Origin of the sequence: Rhodococcus sp. OK611 (genome assembly GCF_003050885.1) — a bacterium.
GTDB classification, from domain to species: Bacteria; Actinomycetota; Actinomycetes; order Mycobacteriales; family Mycobacteriaceae; genus Rhodococcus_G; species Rhodococcus_G oryzae.
Genome location: NZ_QAOZ01000012.1, coordinates 42,845 through 65,182, shown reverse-complemented (window position 1 = coordinate 65,182; position 22,338 = coordinate 42,845). Strand labels below are relative to the sequence as shown.

The following is a 22,338-nucleotide window of genomic DNA, read 5'->3' as shown; positions in this document are numbered from 1 at the left end:
ATGCAAACCGAGATCAAGCAATGGCCGGCGCTCTGGGCGCTGTGCCTCGGGTTCTTCATGATCCTGGTGGACTCCACCATCGTCGCGGTCGCGAACCCGGCGATCATGGAGGATCTGCAGACCGACATCAACAGCGTCGTGTGGGTGACCAGCGCCTATCTGTTGGCCTATGCGGTCCCCCTGCTCGTCACGGGCAGACTCGGTGACCGGTTCGGTCCCAAGAACCTCTACCTGATCGGGCTCACGCTGTTCACCGCGTCCTCGCTCTGGTGCGGTCTGTCCGGCAACATCGAGATGCTCATCGTCGCCCGCGTGTTCCAGGGCTTCGGTGCCGCGCTGATGACCCCACAGACGATGGCCGTGATCACCCGGATCTTCCCGCCGGACAAGCGCGGTACCGCGATGGGGCTGTGGGGTGCCGTCGCCGGTGTCGCCACCCTGGTCGGCCCGCTCGCGGGCGGCGTCCTGGTCGACGGACTCGGCTGGCAGTGGATCTTCATCGTCAACGTCCCAGTCGGCATCATCGCCTTCTTCGCCGCGTGGCGGTTCGTGCCGTCGCTCGAGACCCATCAGCACCGCTTCGACATCCCCGGGGTGATCCTGAGCGCCGCGGGCATGTTCTTCCTGGTCTTCGGCCTGCAGGAGGGCAACACCTACGACTGGTCCGGGCTGGTCTGGCTGTCGATCGTCGCCGGCCTGATCCTGCTCGCGGTCTTCATCTGGTACCAGTCGTGGAACAAGAACGAGCCCCTGCTGCCGCTGGGACTGTTCAAGGACCGCAACTTCTCCCTGGCCAATATCGCGATCACGTCGATGGGCTTCTCGATCACCGCGATGGTGGTGCCGCTGATGTTCTACGCGCAGGCCGTCCGTGGGCTCTCGCCGACCGGTTCGGCGCTGCTGATGGTCCCGATGGCGGTGCTCACCGGCGCGCTGGCGCCGAACGTCGGCAAGCTGGTGGACCGGGTGCACCCGCGCTACATCGCCGCGCCCGGCTTCCTGATGCTCTCGATCTCCCTCGGCTGGCTCGCGTTGGTGATGAAGCCGGACGTCGCGATCTGGGAGCTGCTGCTGCCCATCGCCCTGATGGGCGTCGCGAACGCCTTCATCTGGTCGCCGCTGGCGGCAACCGCCACCAGGAACCTGCCGATGAATGCGGCAGGCGCGGGCTCGGGTGTGTACAACACCACCCGCCAGGTCGGTGCGGTGCTCGGTAGCGCAGGCATCGGTGCCCTGATCACCTCGCGGCTGACCGCCAACGGGGTACCCACCGGCGGTGAGCACGAGGCGGGCGGTGCGATGCCGAGCTTTATCGTCGACGGGTTCAGCACCTCGATGGCGCAGGCGGTGCTGCTGCCCGCGGGTGTGCTGCTGATCGGTTTCGTTGCGTCGCTGTGCTTCTCGCGGCCGATCCGGGAAGGCGACAAGCCCCCGGTTGACGCCGAACAGCAACGCGTCCAGGCCTAGGCCGCGCGGGCTCGGGTGTGGCGGGCTGACGCCATGACTGCGTCGTTCCCGCCTGCGATGAGCTTGCCCGCTGTCTTGCGCATCTCGAGAAGGCTCTGGCGGCATGACCGAGCTCAGTCTGCAGGATTGCTTCGCAGATTTTGACTACGCGCTCGAGTCGGGAACCACAGCGGTGTTCTTCCGCTCAGCTGCCGGTAATGGCCTGCTGGCAGGGTTGTCGCAACCGTCGCTCGGATGCTCAACCGCAGACCACGCAAAACGCTGGGCCGGGAAACCCCGGCCCAGCTTTTTGCATAAGCTCGCCGTACAGGACCAGCCACACCAAGTGTTGCGATGACCCCTTGAAACCGCCAGAACCGGCGGCCATTTCCGTGTGGGAGGGGCGACTCAGCGGTTGACCGGCGACATGTCGCTGTACCGGTCGCCCGACGGGGCGGGCACCGCGTCGAGCGCTGCGAGCTGGTCGGAGGTCAGGGTGATGTCGTCGGCCGCGACGTTCTCCTCGAGGCGGCTCGCCCGCTTCGTCCCTGGGATGGGTGCGATGTCGTCGCCCTGGGCGAGGAGCCACGCGAGCGCAACCTGAGCGGGAGTCGCGCCCACCTCGGCGGCAACCGACTCGACGGCCTCCACGATGCGGAGGTTCCGGTCGAGGTTCTCGCCCTCGAAGCGCGGGGTGTCGCGCCGGGAGTCGCCCGGCTCGAGCGCGTCTGTCGAGCGGATCGCCCCCGTGAGGAAGCCGCGGCCGAGCGGCGAGTACGGCACGAACCCGATGCCGAGCTGGCGCACCGTCGGGAGCACCTCCAGCTCGGGATCGCGGGTCCAGAGCGAGTACTCGGTCTGCACTGCGGTCACCGGATGCACCGCGTGCGCGCGCCGGATCGTCGCCGGTGCCGCTTCCGAGAGGCCGTAACCCCTGATCTTGCCCTCGCCAATCAGCTCGGCCAGGGCGCCTACGGTCTCCTCGATCGGTGTCGCCGGATCCATCCGGTGCTGGTAGTACAGGTCGAGGTGATCGACACCGAGTCGCGTCAGCGAGCCCTCGATCGAGAGCCGGACGTTCTCGGGGCTGCCGTCCAGTCCATGTGCACCGTCGGTGCGATGGCGGATTGAGCCGAACTTGGTGGCGATCACCACGTCGTCGCGTCGGTTCCGGAGTGCGAGCCCGAGCAGTTCCTCGTTTGTGTAGGGCCCGTAGATCTCGGCCGTGTCGAAGAACGTGACTCCCAGGTCGATCGCGCGATGGATCGTGCGGATGGACTCGGCGTCGTCGGTTCCGGCCCCCGCGTAGTACGCCGACATGCCCATGCAGCCGAGGCCGAGGCGTGAGACGTCGAGCGTTCCGAGTGCGATGTGCTTCATTCGTTTCCGCTTCCCTTCGAGTAGATGGCGATCTTCGCGTCGATGGCGGTGAGAGCCTGCGAGATGTCATCGAGTTTCGCGACGACGCTGACGCGATGCCGCTGGAGCATGTGGAGCCGTGCCACCCTGGTCGCTTCGCCGAGCCGGACGAGGTCGACGTACTCGCGCACCTGTGCGATCGGCATCAACGCGGATCGGAGCTTCGTCAGGAACCCCACCCACGTGATGTCGTCATCGCTGTATCGCCGATGCCTCGACGAGGCGCGATCGACCGCCGTCAGCATGAGCCCGGCGCGTTCGTAGTACCGCAGGGTGTGCGTGCTGAGACCAGTACGTTCGGCGGCTTCGGCGATGGACAAGGAGTGTTCGACCGGCTTCACGCGCCCCACGATAAGACTTCGAGTGCGCTCTAAGTCAACCCCGACTCAGGCATCGCCGAACTCCTCGGCGAGGCGCACCGAGTCGAGGGGCGGCAATGGGGATGCCAGGCACGCCTGCAGGATCGCGAGGTCCCTCACGCCGTGGTGGCTCGGTCCGTCGGAACCGGTGCGCCCGCACGGCGCGCCCTTCCACGTCACCAAAGCACCTCGATGGCGCAGGCGGTGCTGCTGCCCGCGGGTGTGCTGCTGATCGGTTTCGTTGCGTCGCTGTACTTCTCGCGGCCGATCCGGGAAGGCGACAAGCCCGCGGTTGACGCCGAACAGCAACGCGTCCAGGCCTAGGCCGCGCGGGCTCGGGTGTGGCAGGCTGACGCCATGACTGCCTCGTTCCCGCCTGCCGGTTCCGAGCCCGCCCAGCCGACCCGGCTGGAGCGCATCACCACGGACGCCGGCGCCGAGATCGCCGTGCTGACCTTCGCGCACGGACCGTTGAACCTGTTCGACCAGGCCATGTTCGACGCGATCACCGCCGACGTGGATTCGCTGAGCGCGGCCCCGCCGCGTGCGGTGCTGCTGCGCGCCGAGGGCAAGGTCGTCTCCGGCGGCGTGGACGTGCATGTCTTCGGGGGGTTGAGCGCCGAGCAGGGCGCCGAGCTGTGGCGGACCCTGTTCGCGGAGATCATCCACCAGATCGAGGCATTGCCCTGCCCGGTGGTGTACGCCGCGCACGGGCTGACGCTCACCGCCGCGTTCGAGATCGCGCTCGCCTGCGACATCATCCTCGCCGCACCCAAGGCCAAGTTCGGTCTCGTCGAGACGGTGGTCGGGTTGACGCCGTCGATGGGCGGCCCGCAGCGGCTCGCCGAGCGTGCCGGTTCCGGCCGGGCCAGGGAACTGGTCATGACCGGCGATCTGTACGACGCCGCGACCTTGGCCTCCTGGGGGGTCGTCAACGCGGTGCACGAGGATGTCGACGCGGCCGCCCGCGCCCTGGTCGTGAGGCTCGCGGACGGTCCGACCCGTGCACACCACGCCACCAAGCAGATCATCGAGGCCTGGCGTTCCGGCGGTGTCGCACACGCGGACTCGATCACCCCGGAAGTCTCGGGCCTGCTGTTCGGTACCGAGGACCTCGCGGGCGCGGTCCGCAGCTTCCTCGACGTCGGACCGGGCAAGGCCACCTACACGGGGCGCTGAGCGCGGAGTCGGCTCGCGTCGGCGCGGCAGCGCCTAGGGTGGGCGGCATGTCTGATGAAGTGCTGCTCGAACGTCGTGGCCGCATCCTGGTCATCACCATCAACCGCCCGGAGGCGCGCAACGCGATCAACGCCGCGGTCAGCAACGGGCTCGCGGCCGCGGTCGACGAACTCGACGCCGATGCGGACCTGTCGCTCGCCGTCCTGACCGGCGCCGGGGGCAACTTCTGCGCGGGCATGGATCTCAAGGCGTTCGTCGCGGGCGAGAACGTGATCGCCCCCGGCAAGGGGCTCGGCTTCACCGAGGCGCCGCCCCGTAAGCCGATCATCTCCGCCGTCGAGGGATACGCACTCGCGGGCGGCACCGAGCTGGTGCTGGCGACGGACCTGGTGGTCGCGTCCTCGGAGGCCAGGTTCGGCATCCCCGAGGTCAAGCGGGGACTGGTCGCGGCGGGTGGCGGCCTGCTGCGGCTGCCGAAGCGGATTCCGTACCAGAAGGCGCTCGAATTGGCGCTCACCGGAGACAGTTTCACCGCGGAGGAGGCGCACAGTTACGGCTTCGTCAACCGGCTGACCGAACCCGGCAAGGCGCTCGACGGCGCGCTGGAGCTGGCCGAGCGGATCACCGCCAACGGCCCGCTCGCGGTCGCCGCCACCAAGGAGGTGATCGTCAAGTCGTCCGGCTGGACCGACGAGGAGGCGTTTACGCGGCAGCTGGAGCTGATGGGACCGGTCTTCGCCTCGGAGGACGCGCAGGAGGGGGCGATCGCCTTCGCGCAGAAGCGCGCCCCGGTCTGGAAGGGCCGATAGGGGTGCGCCGACGTCGGGTGGCGGCGCTGTCGACACTCGTCGTGGTGGCCGGACTGCTCGGCGGGTGCGCCTCGCAGGAAGAGGATTCGGCGACGGCGCCGGCAGACGTCGCGGCCGACGGCTACGTCTACGGCTACGCGCCGATCGCCCTGGCCCGGACCAGGGCCAACATGATCTGTCTGCTGCCGGTCAACCAGCTCTACAGCCAGGCCGCCATGTCGGGGCCGGAGACCAGGGTGGTCGTCGCCCCGAACGCGGACACCCTGTACTCGATCGCCTGGCTCGACCTGCGGTCCGGCCCGGTGCTGCTTACCCATCCGGAGATGGGGGAGCGGTACTTCGATTTCCAGCTGCTCGACATGTACACCAACGTGTTCGGCAACATCGGCACCAGGGAGACCGGGCAGGCGGCGGGCTCGCACGTGATCGTGCCGCCCGGGTGGCACGGCGAGACGCCCGCGGGCGCCGCGGTGATCGAGTCGCCCACCTGGGATGCCTGGATGATCGGGCGCACCCTGGTGGAGTCCGACGCCGACCTCGCCGCGGCTCGTGCCGCCCAGCAGCAGTACAAGATGACCGTGCTCACCTCTCCGGTCCCGGACGCGCCGCCGCCGCTGCCCCCGACCGATTGCGGCAACAACCCGGCGCCGCAGGCGATCGCGGGTTCCGGGCCGAAGGTCTTCGACGAGCTGTCCGCGATCCTCGCGGCCAACCCGCCGCCCGCGGCGGACGCACCGATGCTCGAGCACCTCGCCACCCTCGGGGTGACGCCAGGCGCGACCCCCAGCGGCGGCGAGCCGGACGACGTCGCGGCCATGGCGGCGGGGGTTGTCCGGGGCGACAAGCAGATCGTCGGGCTCGCGAACACCTCGTTCGGTGGCGACGGGCCGTGGAGCTCGCTGCAGGACGCGGGCCGGTACGGCACCGACTACCTGCACCGCGCCGGGGTCGCGAAGATCGGGCTCGGGGCGAACGTGCCCGAGGAGTCGATGTACTACGTCGCCAGGACCGACTCGGGCGGCGCCGCGTTGCGCGGAGACGGTGGCGGCTATCGGCTGCACTTCCCGGCAGGCGGGCTGCCGCCCATCGACGAGCGCGGCTTCTGGTCCGTCACCCTGTACGGACCGGACATGTTCTTCGTGGCGAACCCGTTGGGCCGCTATGCGATCGGTGACCGCACCCCCGGACTGGTGCGGGGCGCCGACGGCTCGCTCGACCTCTGGATCGGGGCCCAGCCGCCCGCGTCCGGCCCCTCGAACTGGTTGCCCGCCCCGCCCGGCGAGTTCGTCCTCATGCTGCGCTCCTACCTGCCGACCGACCAGTCGTGGACGCCGCCGGCGCCGGAACCGGCGAGCTGACGCGGGATACTGGACGCCTGACGACCTCAGGAGGACACCGTGTCGACCCCGCTCGCCGAGCTGCACATGCACATCGAGGGATCCCTCGAGCCGGAGCTGATCTTTGCGCTTGCCGAGCGCAACAAGGTGGAGTTGCCCTACCGGGACCTCGATGACCTGCGCGGCCGCTACGAGTTCAGCGACCTGCAGTCCTTCCTGGACCTCTACTTCGCGAACATGGCGGTGTTGCGGACCGAGCAGGACTTCGCCGACCTGGCCCGCGCCTATTTCGCGCGCGCGGCGGCGGGCGGCGTCCAGCACGCGGAGATCTTCTTCAACCCGCAGGCGCACACGGCCCGCGGGGTGCCGCTGCGCGCGGTCCTCGACGGGCTGGCCGATGCCGTCCGCGCCAGCGAGGCCGAGTTCGGGGTGTCCAGCGACCTGATCGCGGCCGTGCTGCGGGACCGGCCGGTGCCCGAGGCCGAGGCGATGCTGGACGAGGTGCTCAGGCTGGACGTCCCGGTCCTCGGTCTCGGCCTGGACTCCGCCGAGGTCGGCTATCCGCCGTCGCTGTTCGTGGACGTGTTCGCGCGGGCGCGGGCTAACGGGCTGCACACCGTGGCACACGCGGGGGAGGAGGGCCCGCCCGACTACATCTGGCAGGCGCTGGATCTGCTCGAGGTGGAGCGGATCGACCACGGCGTGCGGTGCCTGGAGGACGAGGCGCTGATCGCTCGGCTCGTGGACGAGCAGATCCCCCTGACCGTCTGCCCGCTGTCGAACGTGCGGCTGAAGGTGGTCGACACCCTTGCCGAGCATCCGCTGCGCCGCATGCTCGAAGCGGGACTGCTGGTCACGGTGAACTCCGACGACCCCGCCTATTTCGGCGGGTACGTCGACGACAACTTCGCCCGCCTGCAGGCGGAGCTCGGGCTCACCGAGCAGGAACGGGAAACCCTGGCCCGCAACTCCATCCGGGCCTCGTTCGCCTCGCCCGAGCGGAAGGCGGCGCTGCTCGGCTGAGCTGTGAGTGATTTGCACCCCAAGCGGGGTGCAAATCACTCACGGGGCGCGGAGCGCCGTTATCCCAGCACCTGGCGCAGGTAGGCGTTGTCGAAGACCCGGGCCGGGTCGTACTTGTCCCGCACGGACCGGAACTCGTCGAAGTGCGCGTAGGTCGGCTGCAGATCCGCCGCGGTGCGCGAGTGCAGCTTGCCCCAGTGCGGCCGTCCGTCGACGGCGCGGGCGATCGACTCCACGGCGTTGAAGTACTCGCTGTGATCGCGGCGGTGGTACTGGTGCACGGCGATGTAGGCGGTGTCGCGGCCGTTCGCGGTCGACATCCAGACATCGTCGGCCGCGGCGAACCGGACCTCGACGGGGAACGCGACCCGGAAGTCGGACTTCTGTAGCCAGCCGTCGATCTCGCGCAGCGTCTCGGGGAGCGCCTCGGCGGGGATCGCGTACTCCATCTCGCGGAACCGCACCCGGCGCGGGGAGGCGAAGACCGCGTAGTTGCGATCGGTGAACTCGCGCGCCGAGAGCGCCCGCGAGGAGAGGTTGTTGATCCGCGGGATCGCGGCCGGGAACCGGGCGGCGACGCGGTTGACGCCCTCGAACAGGGTGTTGGAGAGCAGTTCGTCGTCGATGTAGCCGCGGACCTTGTTGACGGGGGTGAGCGGTGTGTCCCCTGGCAGGCGGGTGTTGTGCTTGGTCAGCACCCGGTCGGTGTGCGGGAACCAGTAGAACTCGAAGTGGTCGACGCCGTGGGCGTGCTCGTCGATCCGTTCCATGGTCTCGCTCAGCCGCGCGGGGGCCTCGACCGCACGCATGGCGTAGGCGGGCTCGCACAGCAGCGTCATCGACGCGATGACGCCGAGCGCGCCCAGACCGAGCCGCGCGGCGTTGAACAGTTCCGCGTTCTCCTCGGCGGAACAGTTCACCACCGAGCCGTCCGCCAGCACGATCTGCAGCCCGCGGACCTGGGTGGCCAGACCCCCGAAACGGGCGCCCGTGCCGTGGGTGCCGGTCGAGATCGCGCCCGCGATGGACTGCACGTCGATGTCGCCGAGGTTCGTCATCGCGAGACCCAGAGACCACAATGTGGGATTGAGTTCGTTCAGGCGAGTGCCCGCGAGGACGGTGACGAGGGCGCCCGACGGTTCCACCGGGATCACGGACTGGATCCCCGTAAGGTTGTCCAGGCTGATCTGCACGCCGTCGGTGACCGCGACGGGTGTGAAGGAATGTCCGGCACCAACGCACTTGACGTGCAAGCCTTCCGCTGCGGCGCGGGTGATCTCGTCACTCAGCTCCGCGACAGTCGCGGGTGCAGCGAGGCGAGTGGGCCGTGCGCTGGCGCAGCCGGCCCAGTTCTGCCAGAAATGTGATTCCATTCACTCATAATCTACTGGACGATCGTCCAGGTCAACACCTGATACGGAACTGGCTCCGGCGTTCTAGGATCGGCAGATGCTGAATCGGCTTCCTGCGGACGAACGTCGCGCCCAACTCGTCGAGTCCGCGATGGGTATCGCGGAACGCACCGGGATCAACTCCGTCACCATTCGTGCCGTCGCCGAGGAGGCGGGGGTCTCGCTCGGGGTGGTCCATTACTGCTTCGAGAACAAGGAGGCGCTGGTCGCCGCCATGGGCGAGGCCCTCGTTCTCCAGCTCAGCGCTGCGCTGCGGTACGCATTCGGCACGGCGCAGGGTGAGGGTGACCAAAGCGGCCTGCGTGGCCTGCGCGAGGTGCTGCACAGCGGCCTGTCCAATATGTGGCCGCTCATCGAGATGACGCCGAACCGGCAGCTGCTCACCTACGAGATCACCGCGTACGGGCTCAGGCAGCAGGCCGCGGGCGCCGAGCTGGCCGGGTCCATCGCCTCGCTGCAGTACCGGACGATGGACATCGAGGCGACCGCCTTCCTCGAGGAGACGGCCCGGTACACGGGGACCACCTGGACCGAACCGGTCGAGCACATCGCCCGCTTCTGTCTCGCGGTGATCGACGGCATCGTGCTGCGGTGGCTCGTCGACCGCGACGGCGAGGCAGTGATCGCCCAGCTCGACGACGCGGTGCAGATGATCGCCATGAAGGCGGTCGAGGCGGACGCGGAGCAGGCCTAAAACCTGGACACTCGTCCAGTTGGATGGTTGACTCAGGCCATGACCTCGACCCGCGAACGGCTGGACTCCTACGCCATGACCTCCACCCGCGAACGGCTGGACGCCGCAACCCGTGAACTCGATCCGCCGCTGGCCGCGGTGGATCTCGGCACGCTGCGCACCAATGCCGCGGACCTCGTCCGGCGCGCCGGTGGCACCCCGGTCCGGGTGGCCAGCAAGTCGGTTCGCTGCCGGGCAGTGCTCGAGGAGACGCTGGGCTCCGGGCTCACCGCGCAGGGTGGATTCCGGGGCATCATGTCCTACTCGCTGCGCGAGGCGATCTGGCTGGTCCGGCTCGGCGCGCGCGATGTGCTCATGGGATACCCGACCGTCGACCGGGGTGCGCTCGCCGAGCTCGCCTCCGACCCACTGCTGCTCGAGTCGATCACGCTGATGGTCGACAACTCGGGCCAGCTCGATGTGCTGCACGACGCGGCGGGCAGCACATCGGTGCCTGCCCGGGTGTGCCTCGACATCGACGCCTCGCTGCGGGTCGGCCCGCTCCATCTCGGAGTACGGCGGTCGCCGCTGCGGACCCCCGATGAGGCCGCGGTCGTCGCCCGCGAGGCCAAGCGCCGCGGGTTCGTCGTGGTGGGCGTGATGTTCTACGAGGCCCAGATCGCCGGCCTGCCGGACACGAGTGCGCCGGTTCGGCTGGTCAAGCGCGCCTCCGCTGCCGAGCTCGCGACCAGGCGCACGGCGGTCGTGGATGCGGTCACCGCCACCGTCGGCGAGCTGCAGATCGTCAACAGCGGCGGCACCGGCTCGCTCGAGGTCAGCTCCGCCGACAGTTCGGTCACCGAGGTGACTGCCGGTTCCGGGTTGTACGTGCCGACGCTCTTCGACCGGTACAACGCGTTCACCCCGCGCCCGTCGGTGTACTTCGCGCTGTCCGCGGTCCGCAAGCCGACGCCCCGTATCGCCACCCTGTTCGGCGGCGGCTACATCGCGTCCGGCCCCGCGGGCCCCACGCGGGTGCCGACCCCGGTCTGGCCCGCGGGCCTCAAGCTCACCAGGAACGAGGGCGCGGGCGAGGTCCAGACCCCGGTGACCGGCGATCCGGCAGCGGCCCTTCGGATCGGGGACCGCGTCTGGTTCCGGCACGCCAAGGCAGGCGAGCTCTGCGAGCGGTTCAACGAGCTGCACCTCGTCGAGGCCGACGGCACCCGCACCACGGTGCCGACCTTTCGTGGCGAGGGGCAGTGCTTCGGCTAGAGGTGTGTCCGGATGAACGCGCCGAGCTCGGTCAGTCCGGCGGGAGTGGTCGGTAGGTAGTCGGTCAGTGCCGGGGAGCGGACGATCACCGCGCGCCACTTGCCGCGGGAGATGGCCACGTTGAGTCGGTTCCTGGACAGCAGGAACCCCATGCCTCGGGGAACCTCGTCGGCCGAGGACGCCGTCATCGACATCAGCACCACCGCGGCCTCCCGGCCCTGGAACTTGTCGACGGTGCCGACGAGGACCTCGTCGAGTCCCGCATCGGCGAGGGTCCGGCGGAGCAGGCTCACCTGGGCATTGAAGGGGGCGACGACGAGGATGTCCGACTGCGCGAGCGGGCGGGTGTCCTCGCCGGCACCGGGTGTCCACGGGGTGCCGAGCAACGCCCGCGCCTCAGCCGCGATGGCCGCGGCTTCCTCGACGGACTCCGTCGAGTTGCCGTGGTGCTCGACGTACATGGCCACAACTCCGGGTTCCACGCCTGCGAGGGTGCGGGCGGTGGTGGCCGGCTCCTGCGAGTGCAGCCGTCCGTCGTAGGACAGGTCCGAGACCGCCGCGCACACCGCGGGGTGCATCCGCCAGGTCCGGTCCAGGAAGTAGCCGAGCTCCGGCGGCAGTGCGCCGTGACCCTCCGCCAACCAGCCAAGGGCCGAGGTGTCCACCGGCTCCGGATGTGTGCCCTGGCTGACCTGCGGCAACTGCTGAGGGTCACCCAGCAGTAGCAGGTTGCGTGCCGAGATCCCCACCGCGACGGTGTTGGCGAGCGAGAACTGACCGGCTTCGTCGACAACCAGTAGGTCCAGGCTGCCTGCCGGAACCCGGGCGGTGTGCGCGAGATCCCATGCGGTCCCGCCGATCACGCAGCCGGTCGACTCGTGCTCGGTGAGGAAGGCCGCGAGTCCGCTGGACTCGACCTTCGTCCACGCCGGATGCTCGCCCAGGCCGGAACCGGGCTTCTTCGCGACCCGCTCGCCGGGGACCCCGGCGCGCACGATCCCGTCGAGCATGTTCTCGACCACCGAATGCGATTGGGCGACAACGCCGATTCGCCAGCCGTGCCGGTTCACCAGCTCGGCGACCACCGCGGCGCCGGTGTGGGTCTTGCCGGTGCCGGGTGGCCCCTGCACCGCGAGGTAGGAGTCGTCGAGGTCGCGCAGTGCCGCGACGATCGCGGCGGCCTTGTGCTCCGGGTCGGCGACGGGGAGCGGATTGCCGGAGCGCGTGCGGGGCGGCACCCGGCGCAGTACGTCGACGGCGGCCGAGGCGGGCATCGACGGCAGGGCCGCGGCCATCGCGGCGGCCTGCTCGGCGATCGCGGCTTCGATGGCCACCGTCCGGACCGGCTGGCCGGGGGCAAGGGCCATCGGTAGGACGGCGTGCGGGCCGGTGCCGGTCGGCTCGAGTTCCTCCACGACCGCCACCTCGCGCGGCTCGCCGTCGGGCCCGACCTCCTCCTCGAGCGCGAGGACCGTGACGGGGACGGCGCCGCGGGCACGCGGGTCGTCGGAGCCGATCCCGGTGCCCTGCTCGTAGAGGGCGTACACCTGGTCACCGACGCGCACCGTGGTGCCCGCGCCCCAGTGCCCGGCGAGGCGAACGTGCCTGCGCTGCTTGCGTTGCCGCGGGGTGCTCTTGTGCCACTCCACCGGCACCTCGGCCCGCTCGGCCACCAGCACGTCGGCGGACTCCGCCCACTCGTCCTCGGGCTGGACGAGCCGGTCGAAGTGCGCCCACCAGAACGGCTTGCGCTCGCGTCGGTGGTAGCCGACCGCGGCGGCCATCAGGGCCGCGGCCCGCTGGTCGTCAGTCCGCTCTCCTGGCAGGGCGTCGCCGACATGGTCGCGGAGCGCGGTCTCGGCCGCGCTCGCTTCCTCGACGGGCGCCGAGAGCACCTGCTGCGCTGGGTGCGGCTGCACTCCGTGCTCGGCCGCGACGGCCCGCAGCCAGTCCCGCAGCCGCAGCGTGGAGACGCAGTCGTACTCGTTGTAGTCGGCGATCTCCTTCAGGAGGTCCTGTGCCTCGCGCTCGCGCCCCGCGTCGCGCAGCGCGCAGTAGTCCGCGTAGGCGACGATCGAGGCGGCGGCGTTGGTCACGTCGCCGTCGCGCAGCTGCTCGCCCATGTACAGGGGTTCGAGCTTCTTGATCGAGTACGACGAGGCGCCGACCCGGACCGCGCCGCGGACCACCGGGTACAGGTCGACCAGCACGTTCTCCCGCAACAGCGTGTCAACCGATTCCTCGCCGACGCCGTAGCGGCCGGCCAGCCGCAGCAGCGCGGTCTTCTCGTAGGCCGCGTAGTGGTAGACGTGCATGCCAGGGAAACGCGTGCGACGCTCGGCGACGTAGTCGAGGAAGTCGAGCAGGGCGCGGCGTTCCTGGGCGCGATCGTGCGCCCAGAACGGGCGGAAGGTCCCGTCGGTCTCCGTCACGCCGAACAGGTACTCGAGGCCCCAGTCGGTGGAGCCGTCCTCCGCCCACAGCGGGTCGCCCTCGAAGTCGAAGAAGATGTCGCCCGGGTCGGGCTCCGGGACGGCGGCGAGCGCGCTCGCACCGTCGATCACCTCGTACACGGGGGAGTGCGAGCGCTCCTGCCGGACCTGTGCGGCCGCCTGGGCCTGCAGTCCGCCGAAGGTGCGTGCGCTCATGCCCTCGACCGGCTCGGTGCGGTCGGCGAGGGCGTCGAGGTCCGCGACGCCACCGCGGATCAGTTTCTCCCGCTGCGAGAATCGCATCCCGGCCACCAGCAGCAGGTCCCGGGTCCGCACGATCTCCGGCGAGCACTGCTCGCACCGGCCGCAACCGCGGTAGCGCGGATCGGCCCAGGCCACCGGCGTCTGCTCGCGGTGGTGCCGGTCGAGGATCCGGACCAGCTCGTCGCGACGCTGTCGGAACACCGGCGCGATGTCGCCCAGTGCGAAGTCCGCGGTGCTGTGATCGCCGAGGACCAGCGTGACGTGCGGCGCGGCGGGGACGCCGTCCGCAGTCAGTGCGTCCGCGTAGGCCGCCAACTGCAGCAGGGCGGTGACCTTGGCGTGGCGCGAGAGCTTGGTGTCGACCACCACGTATCGGTCGCCCTCACGCACCAGGAAGTCGCAGAAGCCGAGGAAGCGTCCGTCGAAGAAGGTGCCCTGGTAGATCACGTCCGCGCCGGACCGGGCCGCTGCCACCGTCGCCTTGTTCGCCCGGGTCAGCTCCTCCCAGTCCAGGCGCGGTCGGTCGATCCGCACCACGCCGTCCCCGAAGCGCTCGACGTACCGGTCGAGCTGACGCTGTTCGTGCGCGTCGCCGAGTTCGGACGTCCGGGCCAGCATCGGGTCCGCCCGGTCGGCGCCTGCCGGTTCGATCCGCCCCAGCTTCGCGTCGAGCCTGCGCAGCAGCGCGTACTCACACTCCGCGGCCTGGGACAAGTCGCTGGCGCTGAAGATCAACACGTCGTCGAGGAGGAACACGGGACGACTATCGCAGACGGCACCGACCGAGCCGGGCGAACGCCACCCGGATCCGGGTGCGGTCGGTCGTCAGCCGCGCCCGCCGCAGGCCGCGGAGACCCCGGCCAGCGTCTGGGCCGCTGCCAACTCGGCGTCGAGCGCCGCGTCCGCCAACAGGTCCGGGTCGGCGGGGTGGTCGATGCCGAGCACCGTCACCGGGCGGCCGCCGGCCGGGGTCAGCGTCAGTCGGACGCCGGTTGCGAACCCGGGAGCGGGCTCGGGTGGTACGACGCCCGCCGCGGCCAGCGCGCGCAGCGTCGCGTCCCAGCCGGTCGGGCCGAGCGCGACGATCACCCGCACCCAGCGGCCGACCTCGGCGTACTCCCGATCCAGCCACGACGCGTCGCCGACCGCGGAGACGATCCGGGTCCCGAACAGGTGCTGGCCCGGCGCGCGCAGCCCGGTGGGCCGGGAGGCGACACCGATGCGGTGCAGCGACCCGGCGATCCGGTCCTCCGCGGCCGGGTCCGGTGCCGGGTCCACGATCAGCAGCTTGGGCAGGGTGTCGCCGTATCCGGGCACAATCGTCGACATGAGCCCCATTGAACCCGATCCGGTGCTGCTCGACGCGGCCCGAACCGCGGACCGAGTTGTGGTGTTCTCCGGGGCGGGCATGTCCGCCGAGTCCGGCGTGCCCACGTTCCGCGACGCGCTCACCGGGCTGTGGCAGCGGTTCGACCCGACCGAGCTGGGCACCCCGCAGGCGTGGGAACGCGATCGCGAACTGGTGTGGGCCTGGTACCAGTGGCGTAGCGCGCTGGTGCGGCGGGTCCAGCCGAACGCCGGTCACCGTGCCGTGGCGGACTGGGCGCGGTACGCCGAGCTGGCCGTGGTCACCCAGAACGTCGACGACCTGCACGAGCGGGCCGGCTCGGACGTCGTCGCGCACCTGCACGGCAGCCTCTTCGCGCCGCGGTGCAGTGCGTGCGGAACGGCGGCGCACGTCGACGTCACGCCGGATCGAGTGCCGGTGGAACGTCTTTCGCCACCCGAGTGCGCGGCGTGCGGCGAGGCGGTCCGGCCGGGCGTGGTGTGGTTCGGCGAGCCGTTGCCGCGGGCTGCGTGGGACGCTGCGGAGGATGTCGTCGAGGGGTGCGACCTGATGGTGGTCGTCGGCACCTCGGGGATGGTGTACCCGGCGGCAGAACTCCCGGCGCGGGCGGCCGCGTCGGGTGCGACCGTGGTCGAGGTCAACCCGGAGCCGACCGAATTGACCGCCGTGGCAACCCATTGCTGGCGGGCAACAGCGGCCAAGGCGCTGCCGGCGCTGGTGGCGGCTTGTGCTCCGGCCGGGGGCTGAGCCGGCGGCGTCATCCTAGAAGGTCCGCAGCGCCTCACGACTGAGCTGATAACCGTGTCCGGAAACCTCGTTGGCGCAGAGCAATCCGCCCTCGGTGCTCAGGCAGCCGAAGTCACCCATCCGGATGCTGCTGCCGTAGGGCAGCACCCTGCTGCCCCGGGTGACCAGCGGTCTGGGCAGACACACGCCTGCGGCGACACCCTCGTCGGTGAGCATCGCGTAGTCGGGGAACCACTGGCACGGTTCCTTCGCGTCCGCGGGCTTGGCCGCGGACGGATAGGCGTGGTCGGTGACCTCGCACAGCAGCACGGTCGGCTCCTTCGGCGTCGAGCAACGGATGTTGCCGCTCGGTGTCGTGAAGTGGAAGCCGATGGTGGGCGCGGCGGGGGAGGAGTCGGTCTCCTTCGCGTCGTGGTAGGTCTCGGGGTCGACCGGGGACCCGGCGCCGATCCGGGCGGTATCGGTGGCGGCACCCGGATTCGGTGGGCGCGGCGGTGTCGGCACCCCGGAGGTGGTGGGGAGGCCCCAGTCCTCGGCGGCGACCGCAGTCCCCTCGATACCCGCGCCGCCGCATCCGCTGACCGCCGTGCCGATCGCGACTGCACCAAGGACGCGGAGGAGGGCGGGGGCACATGCGAGGAAGCGTCGCGGCATCGGTCGACTATCTCAGATGATTTCGTGCCGCTGCGCGGCGTGCTGACGGCACAATGTCCCGATGCCATTCTTCTCGGGGGTCAGCGGGCAGGTTCACTATCGACATTGGCCGGTGCCAGATCCGGTCGTCGTCATGGTGTTCCTGCACGGGTTGGGCCAGCACAGCGGTAACTATCACCGGTTCGGACGGGCCATGTCGGCCCAGCACATCGAGGTGTGGGCCCTCGACCACATCGGCCATGGACTGTCGGAGGGCGACCTCGGGGTGATCGGTCCGCTGCCCGGACTGGGCGACAATGCCCTGCGGTTGGCCGCGATCGCCGAGGAACAGCATCCGGATCTGCCGGTGATCGTGATGGGGCACTCGCTCGGCGCGGCCGCGGCGCTCGCCGCGATCGAGGCGGAGCCGACGAGGTTTCACGCGGCCGTGCTCAGTGCACTCCCTCGGGTCATCTCCTCGCGGCCGCCGATCGCCATTCGGCTGCCGATCCTGACCCTGCACGGCGTCGACGACAGGATGGCGCCGATCGATCCGGTCCGGTCGTGGGCGGCGGCACTGCCGTCCGCCGCGTTGCGCGAATACCCGGACGCCGGTCACGATCTGCTGCACGAACCGGTCCAGCGGGTGGTGACTTCCGACGTCGCGGCCTTCGTGCTGGGTACCGTTCAGGAATGACACCGGACCAACACCTCGAGACGCTGCGAACCGAGGGGCTGAGGCTCGCCGCGATGCCCGCGGTGGCGCTCGACGCCCATGTCCCCACGGTGCCGGGGTGGACCCTGGAACGGGTCGTGCGGCACACCGGGCGGGTACACCGATGGGTGCGGACGACGCTCGCGGCGGGGCCGGGAGCCGAATTGGACGGGGCCGCGCAGCCGGAGTCGCTGCCCCGCGGCCCGGACTGCCTGCCCGCGTACCGGGAATCCCTCGAGCAACTCCTGGCCGAGATCTCCGCCCACGATTTCGACCGCGGCGCACCGACGTTCGCGGGTCCCGGCACCGTGGGGTTCTGGGCGCGCAGGCAGGCCCACGAGGTGGCGGTGCACCGGGTGGACGCGGCCGACGCGCTGCACGCCGCGGGTGGCCCCCCGCCGGAGGACATCTCCGCGGAGTCGGCCGCGGACGGCGTCGACGAGTGGGCCCGCCTGATGCTGGTCCGCGCCCTGCCTGCCGACCGGATCCCATCGGAGCTGCACGGCAGGACCGTCCACCTGCACGGCACCGACACCGCGGATGCGGAATGGCTGCTGCGGTTCGGACCCGAGGGGGTCACCGTCGAAGCCGGGCACGCCAAGGGCGATGTCGCGGTCCGCGGCACCGCGCAGGAGCTGCTGCTTACGATGTGGCGGCGACGACCGCTCGCGGCGCTCGAGGTGTTCGGCGATGTCACGGTGGCGCAGCGGCTGGTGGACGCGGCCCGGATCTAGCCGAGCGAGCGCGGAGGTGGAACCGCGTCGGACGCGTGTGCGTCCAACCGGAACAGGGGCACGTAGTCGGGGACGGACGGTTGATCAGGATGCGATGGAATCTCAGCCCGGATGAGTTCGACCACGCCTGGCGCGAGGCCGGACCCGACCGGTTCCCGTACCCGCTGGAGGTGCATCGCACCGTCGAGGACTGTGCCGCCCACGCGCGAGCGCTGTCCGATTGGTACGAGGGCTACCGCTCCGCGGAGCTCGACGTTGCCCTGGGGATTCTCGCCAAACCGTCTGTGCGCGTGGAGATATTCGGGGTCGAGGGCGGCGCCGCCGTCAGCGATGGCCGGCCTGCCGCGGTCAGCGACGGGCGGCTCGCCGCCGAATGGGATGGGCGACCCGCAGCCGTGGTCCGAGTGCTGGGGTGCGCGAGCGAGCGCACCTCCGTGGTCGTCGCGCAGCGCCCCGGACCCACGGCGGACACCGGCGGGGACCTGGCGATGTGTCTCGGCGGGGTGGACACGCTGGCCCCGCGCATCATGGACATGCTGCCGGGGGCCGAGGCGGGTGGCAGGCGGGCGATGAGGGCTCCGGTGTCCGAGGTCCGCGGCGGACGTCGGTCCTCACTCCTGGTACCGGTGCGCTCGGCGACTACGGCGGCCCGGATCCGAGCGTTGCTCGACCTGCCGCGCAACGGGGTGGGACAGGTGACCGTGACCACCGGAGTCGACCAGCCCGCGTCGTCGGCGAGCCGGGCATTCAGCTGGATCGACGTGAGCGGTGACGGTCGCTACCTGGTGCGGACCGAGTCCGAGGTCGAGATTCGGCCGCTCTCGGTCGCCGACTTCACCGCGGAGTTGCGCGCGGATCTGCCGGCGACCTACTGAGTCGGATCAGGTCATGATGACCGCGTCGGCCGAGCCGAACGCGAGTGCGAGGTTGTTGAAGAAGGTCGTCACCGGGTCGTACACGAGTACGTCCTGCGGGTTGAGCATCTGGCAGTCCTCCTTGAAAACGAATGGGTCGTCCCCCCGATCGGAGGGACGACCCATTCACTCATGGCCGGGGATCGCTCAGGTGTAAATGGCCTCGATCGCCGTCGCGAATTCCTGATGGATGATGTTGCGCTTGAGCTTGAGGGTGGGGGTCAGCTCGCCTGTCTCGACGGTGAAGTCCACATCGAGGATGCGGTACTTCTTGATCTGCTCCGGGTTGGAGACCTTCTTGTTCCCCTCGGCGACCGCGGCGTCGATCTCGGCGACCAGGTCCGGGTGCTTGACGATCTCCGAGATCGCGATGTCCGCGGCGATGCCGTTGCGCTCGAGCCAACCCGGCAGGGCCTCGGGGTCGATGGTGATCAGCGCGCCGATGAACGGCTTCGCGTCGCCGACGACCAGGCACTGGCTGATCAGGGCGTGGGCGCGCAGCGCGTCCTCGAGCACGGCCGGGGCGACGTTCTTGCCGCCTGCGGTCACGATGATCTCCTTCTTGCGACCCGTGATCGAGACGAAGCCCTCCGAGTCGATCGAGCCGAGGTCGCCGGTGTGGAACCAGCCGTCGCGGATGGAATCCGCGGTGGCCGCGTCGTTGTGCCAGTAGCCGTTGAACACGACCGGTCCCTTGACCAGCAGCTCGCCATCCTCGGCGATCTTCGCCGCGTGCCCGTTGATCGGCTTGCCGACAGAGCCGACCTTCTGGGCGTTCGTGGTGTTCACGGTGATCGCGGCGCTGGTCTCGGTGAGGCCGTAACCCTCATAGATCGGGAGGCCGATGCCACGGAAGAAGTGTCCGAGACGCGCGCCGAGCGCCGCGCCGCCGGACACCGCGCGGTCGCACTCGCCGCCGAGTGCGGCCCGCAGCTTGCCGTAGACCAGCTTGTCGAACAGGGCGTGCTTGAGCTTGAGCCCGAGGCCCGCGCCGCCGGTGTCCTTGGCCTCGCTCCATGCGATGGCGGTGTCGGCGGCCTTCGCGAAGATCTTGCCCTTGCCGCCGTCCTCGGCCTTCTGCTTGGCCGAGTTGTACACCTTCTCGAACACGCGCGGCACCGAGAGGATGAAGTTCGGCTTGAACGCCGCGAACTGCTCGAGCAGGGTGCTGATGTCGGCGGTGTGGCCGACGGTCACCTTGTTGTCGAAGGCGCCGAAGGAGATGGCGCGGGCGAACACGTGCGCCAGCGGCAGGAACATCAGGGTGCTCTGGCCCTCGTACATCGCGTCGTCCAGCGCGATCTTCACGGCCTTGGACTCGGCGTAGAAGTTCGAGTGGGTCAGCTGGACGCCCTTGGGGCGGCCGGTGGTGCCGGAGGTGTAGATGAGGGTGGCGGGGGAGGAGGCGTTCACCTGCCCGCGACGCTCGTGCAGTTCCTCGTCGGTGATGGCGGACCCGCGGGCGGTCAGCTCGTCGAGGGCTCCCGCCTCGATCTGCAGCATCTCCCGCAGCGCGGGGGCGGCCTCGGCGACGTCCTTGACCGTGGCGGCGTGCTTCGCGGTCTCGACGACGAGCACGGAGGTGGCGGAGTCCTCGAGGATCCACTGCGCCTGGTCGGCGGAGGAGGTCTCGTAGATGGCGACGGTGCAGCCGCCCGCGGTCCAGATGGCGTAGTCCAGCACGACCCACTCGTAGCGGGTGGCGGACAGGATGGCGACGCGATCGCCGAGCGCGATGCCGGAGGCCATCAGGCCCTTGGCGACGCCCTTGACCTGCGTGGCGAATTCGGCCGCGGTGACGTCGACCCAGGAGCCGTTGACCAGTCGCTTGAAGGGAACGTGCTGGGGGCTCTCCTTTTCGAGGCGGAACACCGTATCGGCCATCGAGATGTCTTCCGGGATGGAAAACGACGCCGGAACTTCGAACTCTCGCACTGTGACCCCTCCAGGTACTACTGACGTGTGGAGTGTGCATTGGATCACATCCGTGGTCGGTATGCACTCTCAAGCTTGTCCGAATTGCGAGGGTTAGCCTCGCTACGGAGATTTACGTGTAACCCCAAGTCTCGTGATCTGCGGGTTTTTCGTCTGGTTGAGGCGAAGATCACGTGGCGAGCAGGTTGGTCACCTCCTGGTCCGTGAGCTGGTGGAAATCCCGGTAGGCACCGCCGACACCGCCGAGCCAGCGCGGGACGAGCGGGCAGATCACCTCGTCCGCCTCCTTGGTCAGCCGGGCGACCGCCTCCTCGGAGGAGACCGGCACCGCGACCACCACGCGGGCGGCCCCGTCGGCCCTGGCCACCCGGCACGCGACCGCCGCCGTCGCCCCGGTGGCCATGCCGTCGTCGACGATCACCACGGTTCGGTCTCGCAGCGGGATCCGCCCCCGATCGCCGCGCAGCACCCGCGCGCGCCGCTCGAGTTCGCGGCGTTCTCGCGATTCGACGGTGGCCAGCCCGAGCGGACTCATTCCGGTCTGCGCGAGGACGTCGTCGTTGAGCACCCGGATGCCCCCCTCGCCGAGCGCGCCCATCGCCAGCTCCGGCTGCCACGGCACGCCGAGCTTACGGACCAGGATCACGTCGAGTTCGCCGCCGAGTTCGTGCGCGACCTCGGTCGCCACCGGCACCCCGCCCCTTGGCAGTCCGAGCACGAGCGGATCCGCGTCGCGCAGGTGGCCGAGCGACTCGGCCAACGCGCGACCGGCTTTCGCGCGAGTCTCGTACAGCATCCTGTCTCTGACGCTACGCCGCTCGAGCGCCCTCGGCTCCCGTGCGAGGGACTAGCGCTCGGTGATGCCGAACCGGCGCAGCGCCAGTGCCGGGTTGGTCGCCCGGACCTGGGCGATCCGCGCGGCGGTGGCCTCGGCGCGCGCGGTTCCGACCTGATCGCCCAGCGACGCGAGCACCACGCCCATCGGGTCGACGATCATCGAGTTGCCCGCCCCGGTCCTGGCGCTCTGGTCGGCGGCGGCGACATAGATGGTGTTCTCGATCGCCCGCGCCCGCACCAGGGTGGTCCAGTGGTCCTCTTTCAGGGGGCCGGGCACCCACTGCGCCGGCAGCAGCAGCACGTCCGCGCCCGCGTCAACGATCCGCCGGGTGACCTCGGGGAATCGCAGGTCGTAGCAGGTCTGCATGCCGAAGGTGAGCCCGTCGACCTCGAAGGTCGCCGGATCGTCGATCGCCCCGGCGCGGAAGAACTCGGATTCGCGGTAACCGAAGGCGTCGTAGAGGTGCAGCTTTCTGTAGACGGCGGCGACCCGGCCGTCAGGAGCCGCCGCGACCAGGGTGTTGGAGACCCGCTCGTCGCCGTCGAGTGCCTCGTTGATGCCGGCAACCACGTGCACGCCGAACTGTCCGGCGATCTCGAGCATCCCGCCGACAAATGGGCCGTCGAGAGGCTCGGCGGAGGACAGTATGCGTTCGTCCGTCGGTGGCGCGGTGAACATGGCGTACTCGGGTGCCACCACCAACTGCGCGCCGCGCGAGGCCGCCTCGCCGACCAGGTTTCGCAGCGTTAGGTGGTTCTCCCGCTTGTCCTGTCCGGCGGAGAACTGGGCAACGGCGATCTCGACCATGGCACGAGTATGGCCCAGCCGGTGGGCGCGCCGCGGGCG

Annotated in this window: 22 protein-coding genes; 12 read left to right on the top strand and 10 right to left on the bottom strand. The window is 70.1% G+C overall.

What is annotated here, in order from left to right; genetic code table 11:
* On the top strand, nucleotides 1-1,467 hold the full coding sequence (locus tag C8K38_RS16245; RefSeq protein ID WP_097212475.1) for an MFS transporter: 1,467 nt from the start codon (nucleotides 1-3) through the stop codon (nucleotides 1,465-1,467).
* A 387-nt stretch (nucleotides 1,468-1,854) separates the two neighbouring features.
* On the opposite strand, the gene C8K38_RS16240 is transcribed toward C8K38_RS16245, so the two are convergent.
* Genes C8K38_RS16240 through C8K38_RS27210 form a run of 3 tightly spaced genes read right to left on the bottom strand, consistent with a single transcriptional unit; the run spans nucleotide 1,855 to nucleotide 3,404 of the window.
* A complete protein-coding gene (locus C8K38_RS16240) occupies nucleotides 1,855-2,826 on the bottom strand; it encodes an aldo/keto reductase (protein WP_097212474.1) in 972 nt (323 codons plus the stop codon).
* Nucleotides 2,823-3,206 carry a MerR family transcriptional regulator gene (locus C8K38_RS16235; protein WP_097212473.1) on the bottom strand — a complete coding sequence of 128 codons (384 nt, stop codon included), beginning with the start codon at nucleotides 3,204-3,206 and terminating at the stop codon, nucleotides 2,823-2,825. Before C8K38_RS16235 ends, C8K38_RS16240 begins: the two co-directional genes overlap by 4 nt.
* A gap of 45 nt (nucleotides 3,207-3,251) precedes the next feature.
* Entirely contained in the window at nucleotides 3,252-3,404 is a 153-nt protein-coding gene (locus tag C8K38_RS27210; protein ID WP_179800601.1) for a hypothetical protein, read from the bottom strand.
* Between the two features lie 12 nt (nucleotides 3,405-3,416).
* Here C8K38_RS27210 and C8K38_RS27730 point away from each other — a divergent pair, with 12 nt between their 5' ends.
* From C8K38_RS27730 to C8K38_RS16215, 5 genes are read left to right on the top strand one after another with little or no spacing between them, the layout of a single operon-like run.
* Nucleotides 3,417-3,548: a hypothetical protein gene (locus C8K38_RS27730; protein WP_257017532.1), complete on the top strand. Its 132-nt coding sequence runs from the start codon at nucleotides 3,417-3,419 to the stop codon at nucleotides 3,546-3,548.
* A gap of 33 nt (nucleotides 3,549-3,581) precedes the next feature.
* Nucleotides 3,582-4,403 carry an enoyl-CoA hydratase/isomerase family protein gene (locus tag C8K38_RS16230; RefSeq protein ID WP_097212472.1) on the top strand — a complete coding sequence of 274 codons (822 nt, stop codon included), beginning with the start codon at nucleotides 3,582-3,584 and terminating at the stop codon, nucleotides 4,401-4,403.
* Between the two features lie 47 nt (nucleotides 4,404-4,450).
* Complete coding sequence (locus C8K38_RS16225; protein WP_097212609.1) at nucleotides 4,451-5,212, top strand: crotonase/enoyl-CoA hydratase family protein; 762 nt, start codon at nucleotides 4,451-4,453, stop codon at nucleotides 5,210-5,212.
* 2 nt (nucleotides 5,213-5,214) lie between these two features.
* Nucleotides 5,215-6,570, top strand: a complete 1,356-nt coding sequence (locus tag C8K38_RS16220) for a DUF1254 domain-containing protein (RefSeq protein ID WP_306455736.1) — start codon at nucleotides 5,215-5,217, stop codon at nucleotides 6,568-6,570.
* A gap of 39 nt (nucleotides 6,571-6,609) precedes the next feature.
* Entirely contained in the window at nucleotides 6,610-7,572 is a 963-nt protein-coding gene (locus tag C8K38_RS16215; RefSeq protein ID WP_097212471.1) for an adenosine deaminase, read from the top strand.
* Nucleotides 7,573-7,631: 59 nt separating this feature from the next.
* Here C8K38_RS16215 and C8K38_RS16210 read toward each other — a convergent pair whose 3' ends face one another.
* Entirely contained in the window at nucleotides 7,632-8,945 is a 1,314-nt protein-coding gene (locus C8K38_RS16210; protein WP_097212470.1) for a D-arabinono-1,4-lactone oxidase, read from the bottom strand.
* 76 nt (nucleotides 8,946-9,021) lie between these two features.
* Here C8K38_RS16210 and C8K38_RS16205 point away from each other — a divergent pair, with 76 nt between their 5' ends.
* Complete coding sequence (locus C8K38_RS16205) at nucleotides 9,022-9,678, top strand: TetR/AcrR family transcriptional regulator (protein WP_097212469.1); 657 nt, start codon at nucleotides 9,022-9,024, stop codon at nucleotides 9,676-9,678.
* A gap of 75 nt (nucleotides 9,679-9,753) precedes the next feature.
* Nucleotides 9,754-10,932, top strand: a complete 1,179-nt coding sequence (locus C8K38_RS16200) for an amino acid deaminase/aldolase (RefSeq protein WP_097212607.1) — start codon at nucleotides 9,754-9,756, stop codon at nucleotides 10,930-10,932.
* Here C8K38_RS16200 and C8K38_RS16195 read toward each other — a convergent pair.
* Both C8K38_RS16195 and C8K38_RS16190 read right to left on the bottom strand, forming a co-directional pair.
* Nucleotides 10,929-14,384, bottom strand: a complete 3,456-nt coding sequence (locus tag C8K38_RS16195) for a TM0106 family RecB-like putative nuclease (protein ID WP_097212468.1) — start codon at nucleotides 14,382-14,384, stop codon at nucleotides 10,929-10,931. The two genes, C8K38_RS16200 and C8K38_RS16195, sit on opposite strands and share 4 nt — an antisense overlap.
* Before the next feature lie 69 nt (nucleotides 14,385-14,453).
* Nucleotides 14,454-14,957: a hypothetical protein gene (locus C8K38_RS16190; protein ID WP_143548479.1), complete on the bottom strand. Its 504-nt coding sequence runs from the start codon at nucleotides 14,955-14,957 to the stop codon at nucleotides 14,454-14,456.
* On the opposite strand from C8K38_RS16190, the gene C8K38_RS16185 reads away from it, so the two are divergent.
* A complete protein-coding gene (locus tag C8K38_RS16185; RefSeq protein WP_097212606.1) occupies nucleotides 14,956-15,723 on the top strand; it encodes an SIR2 family NAD-dependent protein deacylase in 768 nt (255 codons plus the stop codon). The genes C8K38_RS16190 and C8K38_RS16185 overlap by 2 nt on opposite strands.
* Before the next feature lie 15 nt (nucleotides 15,724-15,738).
* On the opposite strand, the gene C8K38_RS16180 is transcribed toward C8K38_RS16185, so the two are convergent.
* Nucleotides 15,739-16,377 carry a hypothetical protein gene (locus tag C8K38_RS16180; protein WP_097212466.1) on the bottom strand — a complete coding sequence of 213 codons (639 nt, stop codon included), beginning with the start codon at nucleotides 16,375-16,377 and terminating at the stop codon, nucleotides 15,739-15,741.
* Nucleotides 16,378-16,438: 61 nt separating this feature from the next.
* Here C8K38_RS16180 and C8K38_RS16175 point away from each other — a divergent pair, with 61 nt between their 5' ends.
* From C8K38_RS16175 to C8K38_RS16165, 3 genes are all read left to right on the top strand, one after another.
* The gene (locus tag C8K38_RS16175; protein ID WP_097212465.1) at nucleotides 16,439-17,053 is read left to right on the top strand and encodes an alpha/beta hydrolase; all 615 of its coding nucleotides are present in this window, start codon (nucleotides 16,439-16,441) and stop codon (nucleotides 17,051-17,053) included.
* Nucleotides 17,050-17,805: a maleylpyruvate isomerase N-terminal domain-containing protein gene (locus C8K38_RS16170; RefSeq protein WP_097212464.1), complete on the top strand. Its 756-nt coding sequence runs from the start codon at nucleotides 17,050-17,052 to the stop codon at nucleotides 17,803-17,805. The genes C8K38_RS16175 and C8K38_RS16170 overlap by 4 nt, the downstream gene beginning before the upstream one ends.
* A gap of 89 nt (nucleotides 17,806-17,894) precedes the next feature.
* Nucleotides 17,895-18,680, top strand: a complete 786-nt coding sequence (locus C8K38_RS16165) for an ESX secretion-associated protein EspG (protein ID WP_097212463.1) — start codon at nucleotides 17,895-17,897, stop codon at nucleotides 18,678-18,680.
* Nucleotides 18,681-18,866: 186 nt separating this feature from the next.
* Here the strand turns inward: C8K38_RS16165 and C8K38_RS16160 are convergent, their stop codons facing one another.
* From C8K38_RS16160 to C8K38_RS16150, 3 genes are all read right to left on the bottom strand, one after another.
* Nucleotides 18,867-20,654 (bottom strand): AMP-dependent synthetase/ligase, encoded by a 1,788-nt coding sequence (locus C8K38_RS16160; RefSeq protein WP_097212462.1) that lies wholly within the window; start codon nucleotides 20,652-20,654, stop codon nucleotides 18,867-18,869.
* A 169-nt stretch (nucleotides 20,655-20,823) separates the two neighbouring features.
* Nucleotides 20,824-21,450 (bottom strand): phosphoribosyltransferase, encoded by a 627-nt coding sequence (locus C8K38_RS16155; RefSeq protein ID WP_097212461.1) that lies wholly within the window; start codon nucleotides 21,448-21,450, stop codon nucleotides 20,824-20,826.
* 51 nt (nucleotides 21,451-21,501) lie between these two features.
* Entirely contained in the window at nucleotides 21,502-22,299 is a 798-nt protein-coding gene (locus tag C8K38_RS16150; protein WP_097212460.1) for a carbon-nitrogen hydrolase family protein, read from the bottom strand.
* Nucleotides 22,300-22,338 lie beyond the last annotated feature (39 nt).